At 65.8% G+C, this 6,543-nt stretch carries 4 protein-coding genes; all 4 read right to left on the reverse strand.

What is annotated here, in order from left to right; genetic code table 11:
• Positions 1-573: 573 nt before the first annotated feature.
• Complete coding sequence (locus WAW17_RS17475; protein ID WP_210752986.1) at positions 574-1,023, reverse strand: hypothetical protein; 450 nt, start codon at positions 1,021-1,023, stop codon at positions 574-576.
• On the reverse strand, positions 1,020-3,020 hold the full coding sequence (locus WAW17_RS17480) for a hypothetical protein (RefSeq protein WP_422334199.1): 2,001 nt from the start codon (positions 3,018-3,020) through the stop codon (positions 1,020-1,022). The genes WAW17_RS17475 and WAW17_RS17480 overlap by 4 nt, the downstream gene beginning before the upstream one ends.
• Positions 3,021-3,109: 89 nt before the next feature.
• Positions 3,110-5,032 (reverse strand): hypothetical protein, encoded by a 1,923-nt coding sequence (locus tag WAW17_RS17485; protein ID WP_422334200.1) that lies wholly within the window; start codon positions 5,030-5,032, stop codon positions 3,110-3,112.
• Positions 5,032-6,543 (reverse strand): site-specific integrase (locus WAW17_RS17490; RefSeq protein WP_422334201.1); only part of this gene is annotated, 1,512 nt, incomplete at its 5' end. The genes WAW17_RS17485 and WAW17_RS17490, both read right to left, overlap by 1 nt.

The following is a 6,543-nucleotide window of genomic DNA, read 5'->3' on the forward strand; positions in this document are numbered from 1 at the left end:
CGCTTGTGGTTGTCGATAGAAGCGGGGCACGAGTAGTCACCGCATCCGCAGAAATGGCCTGCGTAGTAGTTTGTTGCGGCGTGATGGTCGTCGCCGTCCCGGTAGTCGTACTCACGTTCGTTGGTGACTTCGCTGCTCACAGTGGTGACCTTTCGTACGAGGCTGGGCTGCAACCCGTGCCCTGACAATTTTTTTCCGTTCTGGCAAAGGAGGTTCGGATCGGCGGATCAGGGCCTGGTGCAACCCCTGGGCAGAAAAGTTTCTCTGCGAGCGCAGCGAGTGCGGGTTGAGAAAGTTTTCTGAGCCGGAGGCCGGCGAAGCCGCCAGGGGTAGTTCCAGGACCGCCGTCGATCAGGATCGGAAGGCCAGAAAGGAAGACAAATCAATGCTCTTTCACAGGGCGGAGCGCAGCGGAGCTGTAGGGTCTCGAGACTCGTGTTCTCCAGAATCCGTATGTCTCATGAGACATACGGATTCTGGCGCCGAGGCTGGTCAGTGAGGGGAATGCGCCAGCGGGTGGACGCTGCCCCGACTGGCGCATGAGACGTCGCCTATCGGCTGAAGGAGTCGGCGTCAGGGCGTGGTGCGGTGGGCGTCGAGGACGACGAGTTGACCGCGGTGGTCGAGTTCTTGGCGTAGCAGTGTGTTGTCGTGATGCAGGGCGGCGATCGCGGTAGCCGCGGCGTCGAGTCGATGGGACAGTTGGGTGCATTCGCGGGTCTTGTCGGCGAGGGCGGCGCGCAAGGTGGTGATTTCGTCGCTCTTGCGGGCCTCGCCCGGGGTGAATCCGTCGCAGGCGGCGACGCGGGCGTCCCATTCGGACATGATCTGGGTGGCCCGGTTCATGGTGGCGCGGCTGACGTCGGCCTCTTTCCAGAGGTTGTCCTTGATCAACCTTCCGTCGGTGCGCTGCGGCCGCCCGGCCATCAGCCGATCCATGGCCTCGCGCAAGCGTTTGGCGGTGCCGGCAGACACTCCCTCCTCGGGCTGGGCCGCCTCTGCAGCCTCGGGGGTGGTGGTCACTCTTGCTCCTTGTCCGTTTGAGTTTTGCGGATGACAGTGTCGATATCGCCCAACTCGCGCTGCAGCACGGCTTTGCGGCAGGCCGACAGCCCTGGTGTGTCGATGAGGGTGAGCAGGGTTTGGCGCTCCGAGGCCCAGATCGGCACGTGCTCGGGGCCGATGACGCTGTTGGCGCATCGGTCCGGACGGCACCGGTCTTGCAGCGGTCCTTTGTGGCCTTCGGGAACGACGGCGTTTTCGAGACAGGCCGCGCCGACAGGGTTGTTCTCGTCCATTACGCAGTGGTTGAGAACGCCGAACCGGATGGAGAGCCGGGCTTTGCGCAGCATGGCCCGTTCGACGATCGCGTCGCCACCTCGAGCTTGCACCGTCTGTTGAATGCCGCTGAAGGCTTGCGTCATCCGTTCGGCGCCGGGACCGTAGCCGATCGGTTCCCCGGCCTTGTGGGCTCGGTAGAGGTCTTCCACTCGTCGGAACCTGGCCGCTTCGATAGCTGACTCCAAATGCTCGGCCCAGGAGCTGTCTGCGTTGGCGTAGCCCTGAGTCGAGCGATTGGCCAGCGCCCTGGACGCGATGTGTTTGAGCTGGATGCCCAGGGCGATCTCGCTGCCGGGGAACTGGTCCGTCAGCATCGCCATTGTCCGTCTGAACATGTGCGGTCGCGTTTTGCCGGGCGGAATCTTCTGCAATCCGGTCCCGGCGCTGGTGGTGTTGACGTGGGCGATGAACGCGTCCAGCATCTGGTGGCTGCGAGCGACATCGGCATCTGTTCTATGTATGGGCGGGAACAGCCGGTCGTGCCGTTCGGACAGCTGCTCGGCGATGATTACGGCTTCGGCGACCGGCGCGGTGATCCACCAGTGTTTGATCGGGAGATCCGGGTCGTGTTTGCCCTTGGTGGATTTGATCGCCGGTGTTCCGTAGTACTCGACGATCGAGCCGGGGGTGATTTCATGGATTTCCGAATCACGCATCATCGACAGACCCACGACCAGGATGAAGCAGGCGTTTCGGAGCATGCGACGTTCGTGTCCGATAGCGACGGGGTTGAGCCCTGGATGCCAGGGGGTGCTCGTGCCGTCGCCGCGCTGCACCAGGGCGAGGTCGTCGATGACGCCGGTCGTGGTGGGGTGACCGTCGGCGATCGCATGCTCAACTTGGGCGATTCGACGGCGGCCGACCGCTCGTCTCCCGTCGAAAATATTTGTCACACAAGAGGACTTCCAGCCCATCATCAACGTAAGCAGAGACCAATTCACCTCGCCGCTGCCCGGCTTCACGTGGTATGGCGTGATGTGGACCGGGATGGCGTTCGCGGGGTCGGCGAGCCATCTGCTCAGGCGTGCATCTTGATCATCGGCTGTGGTCGTCGCGTTGCCGACGAGCTCCTGGTGGCGCTGGTGCGCTCGCAGGATGTCGGGGGCGAAGGTGTGGACGTAGGTCCAGGCAGCCCGGATCAACGGAAACCATTGCTCCGGCGGAATCGCGGGAGTGGACACGACCGCGCCCGCAGGAGTTTGCGATGCTTCGCGGGCACTTTTGCCTGCCCACGGGTCGGTGCGCAGTCCTTGTCCGGTGAGGGCGGGACCGTATTGGTGCAGCATTTTCAAGGTGCCGATGTAGTGCCTGACGCTGCTGCCGGACAGCTGCTCGCGCAGGTCGCTGACAAGGCGACGGAGGTCGTTGTCCTGCCAAGAGGCCAGTTCCGTCGACAGCCCGTTCGCCTCGGCCCATCTGGCCAGCCGCCGGAGGTGGCTCAACTCGCTGATCACCGTGGACGGGTTCGCCGGTGTGGGTTTGAGGGAAAGCCCCGCCGTGATGACCGCCGGGTGCCGTGGGTTGAGCATGACCATGCTCAGTTCACGCGCCAACAGATTCCACGACGGCTCCGCTAATTCGTAGGAGAACACCAGCGTCCAGGCGGCCGCATAGAGCCGGGCCGGTCGGCGGATGACGCCGTTGAGATTCCATTCCCGGGCCTCGCCGAACTGCGGCACCTGCGCGTCGGCCAGCAGCGGGTGGGACCCGATGACGGGTTCATCAGCGTCGAAGGCGGTGCTGGACCGGTGGCTCGATCGTTGGATGCTCAACTGTCGAACTCCACGTTCGCGACCAGTGGCAGATGCAGAGCGGCCTGACCGGCCTCGATGTGCTTGCGGGCCAACGCTTTCTCCTCGTCCGTGCGGTCGGCCAGGACCGCGTGGAGGTTGGTGTGGGTTTGTCCCCATAGCTGACCGAAGTGCTGCGGGGACAGTCGCAGCCGGAGCCGGTCGAGGTGGTCGGCGAACAGCAGAAGCTGGGGCAGGTCGCTGGGCAGGATCCAGGCGTTGCGGCATTCCAGACAACGCAGGGGCGCCACCGGGCAAAGCTCTCCCGACCGGCCGTAGGGCGAGTTGTGGGGGTCGGCGCACTGGGTCAGTCCCATGTCCAGCGCGCCCCGGCGGATGTCCTCGGCTTGCCGCGGGCTCAGGCCCAAGGTCTGCGCCTGATCGGGGGCATCGAGCACCTCGGTGGAGGTGGTCAGCACGGTCGGTCCCTCCAACGCCTTGGTGAACCAATGGTCCTGGGCGGTGGCGATCACCTGGCCGGACATCACGCGCAGGGTCGTGCCCTGCGCGTAGTGGCCCCGGAACACCTCCTCGTGGTGGTCGTTGGCCGTGTCGGCGATGCGGCCACCGAAGGCGATGGCCTTCTCCACCTTCGTGGATTTACGCAGTCGACGAATATCGGGCGCCCCGTCGACCGTCACGTCCGCGGCGGCCAGCCAGTTCACGAAGCGGGACCGGGGAAGGTTGTAGTCCCATCGCGCGATGCGCAGCTCGTAGTCGGCCGTGACCGACGCTGCCAGGAACAGTCGTCGTTCGTCCGGTGCTCGTAGCCGGGCCTGCTCGGTGACGTGCATGAGACGCCGGATGATCGCACCGACTTCGCGGTGCGGCCGGTCGGTGAAGTCGACCGGCTCGCGGACCGTCGTTTCCGGAACGGTCTCGGTGCCGAAGGTGCGGTGCCGCACCTTCTGAGCCCGCTGCTTGGTCAGGGTCAATCGAACGCCCGAGGGCAGGAACTCGACATCCTCCCCGGTCAAGGCGGTGACCTCCTCGGATGTGTGCCCCGTGGCCGCCACCAGCAACACACGGTAGGCATGCAGATCGAGGTGACCGGGATAGAGCCGACGCACCAGCCATCGCACGAGCATCCCCTTCGCCCGCGCCGGAAAGACGGGCCGGTCGGGGCGTTCGATGCAGGCCCGCAACTCGGGCGGCCACCCATGGATCACCGGAAGGTTGTCGCGAATGTCGAGCGGGCTGACCTGCTGACGAGCCAGGCCCCAGAGCAGATTGGCCACGCTGGTCCAACCGTGCTCGGCCGGGTCGCGGCCCTGAGCGGCCCACGCCCACCCCTCGGAAAGGCGAGAGTCCAGCTCATTCGCCCAAGTCCACGCCGCGCGGACGACGGCGCGTTTGTCCTTGCGGGAGAACTCGTCGACTTCCTGCGTGCTGCCCGCCGCCACCCCGACCTCGCCGTCGACCAGACGACGCAGATGCGGGGCCACCGGTCGCTGATCGTGTTGTGCGCGTCGGGCGATCAGTGCCCGCACCATCGCCGCCAGGGTGGACGGCGTCGTCGAGCCCGCCCGATAATCGGCGGGAAGGGTTCGTTCCCACTCGGCCAACACGGCCGCGATATCGGGGTGCTGCTTGGCCAGGCTGGCCTCGCGCGCGTCCTCGGCGAGCAGGAAGTCGACCTTCATACAGAAATTGCGTATCGCTCGACGGCCCACGGCGGCCGACCCGCCCGAGATCCTGCTGATCTCGGCGTAGTCGACCCACTCGTCGGCCAGCTCCCCAGCCAACGCGGCGCACCGAAACCCGGCAGGGTCCAACGGGATCTCCCGCGGCACGCCGGTCCGGTCCGGTGCCCGCACCACGCGGATGCCGATCCGGTCGACCGGAGCCTCCGGCTCGGCGACCGCAGCGAAGTCGTGTTGGTGGTCGCCCCGGCGAGGCATCAGCGCTCACCACCCTCGACCAGCACGTGGCGGGCGATATCGGCGTAGGTGTCGCCTTCCTGCACCGTCCACTCGGAGAACGCGGCGTCCACCGCGTTCATCGGATCGTCGCTGTATTCCAGATAGGCATATGTCGTGGCGGGGCTCGAATGTCCAAGTCTCCGGCTGACGATCAACAACGGGTTGTGCTTGATATGACCGCCCAGGTAGGACATGTGGCGTCGACGCCGCGCCACCGCGTCCGGTTCGTCACCGTCCATCTGCTGTTCCAGATAGGACAGCAGCTGCAACGCGAACGTGTGCCTGGTGTCGTGCCATCTCCACCGCCGCCGCGGCAGCAACGGTGCACCGGGAGCATCGGCATGAACACGCATCCGCGCCCACGCGTCGCAGCGGATGCGATACCAGGATGAAGGCCCGAGCATCCGACCGCCGTGGCCGACGAACACCGCCAGCGGCTCGACGCCATCTTCATTCTCCCGCACGGTGATTCGCCGCAGTCCCGGCCCCATCGCGGACATCGCGAACGTCCGACGCCGACCGTCCAGGACACCGCGCAGCGTCCCGGCCTCGTGATCGATGTGGTCGACGACGAACAACTCCCGGCGTCGACGCGCCAGGGACTTCGACGAGGCGGCGACCAGTTCCGGACGCTCCACCAGCAGAAAGGTGTCCACCGCGTCCAACGCTCCGGTCGGCACGTAGATCTCGCGGTACTTGCCATACTTCGCGCAGGCCTGCACCGGGAACTGCACGGATTCGCCCGGTCGACGCCGCCCGACACCGAGCTCGGGCAGCAACACCGTCGACCACTCCTCCGGACGCATCCCGGTGCACAACGCCAAGTCGGCGGCGGCCCGACTACGGAGCGGCGCTCGACCACGGAACACCGTGCTGACCTGTGAGTCCGGCAACTGCCCACCCAGGCCGACGTCGCGGAAGTAACGGTATTGCGGCAAGCTCATGTGCCGGATATCCATGCCCCGCCGCAGTCGGGGCGCCAGCGGATTGCGTCCCTTGTGCGTCATCCGCAGCGGTAGGTGACGCAGGTAGCCGTGCTCGACCAGCCATCGGTAGAGCTGGTTGAGCAACTGGGCCTCCTTCCCCCACGTCGCATCGCCGACCGGCTTGTCCTGCACCTGTGTGCGCAGAACGCGGTACGCCCTGAAGTCCGACTCGGTCGCTTCGAGCAGGCCCCGGTCGCGGGACCGTAGGAAGTGGACGAACCGCCGCACGATGTAGGCATACTCGCGCAGCGTCTTGGCGTCCTTCTCCTCGTAGACCAGATGTCGGAACCACGAGCACAACGGCTCGACAGGCCGCATCGTCAGCTCGTCGAGGAACACCGGTGTCCCGGCCGGGATCGCTCGATACTCGAGCAGCCGAACCACGCCGGCCGAGTCCACACCGTGGCCGTCCAGGTGCGTACGAAGCAACGACGGATCCACAAACGACAGGAACACCCAATCCTCCTCCGAGACGACGGAGGACATAGATACACGAGCGCTACG

Origin of the sequence: Rhodococcus sp. (in: high G+C Gram-positive bacteria) (assembly GCF_049286785.1) — a bacterium.
Classification (GTDB): Bacteria; Actinomycetota; Actinomycetes; order Mycobacteriales; family Mycobacteriaceae; genus Rhodococcus_F.

Excerpts from the sequence above, each read along its gene's own strand:
- WAW17_RS17485 (WP_422334200.1), bottom strand. The coding sequence starts at position 5,032 with ATGCCTCGCCGGGGCGACCACCAACACGACTTCGCTGCGGTCGCCGAG.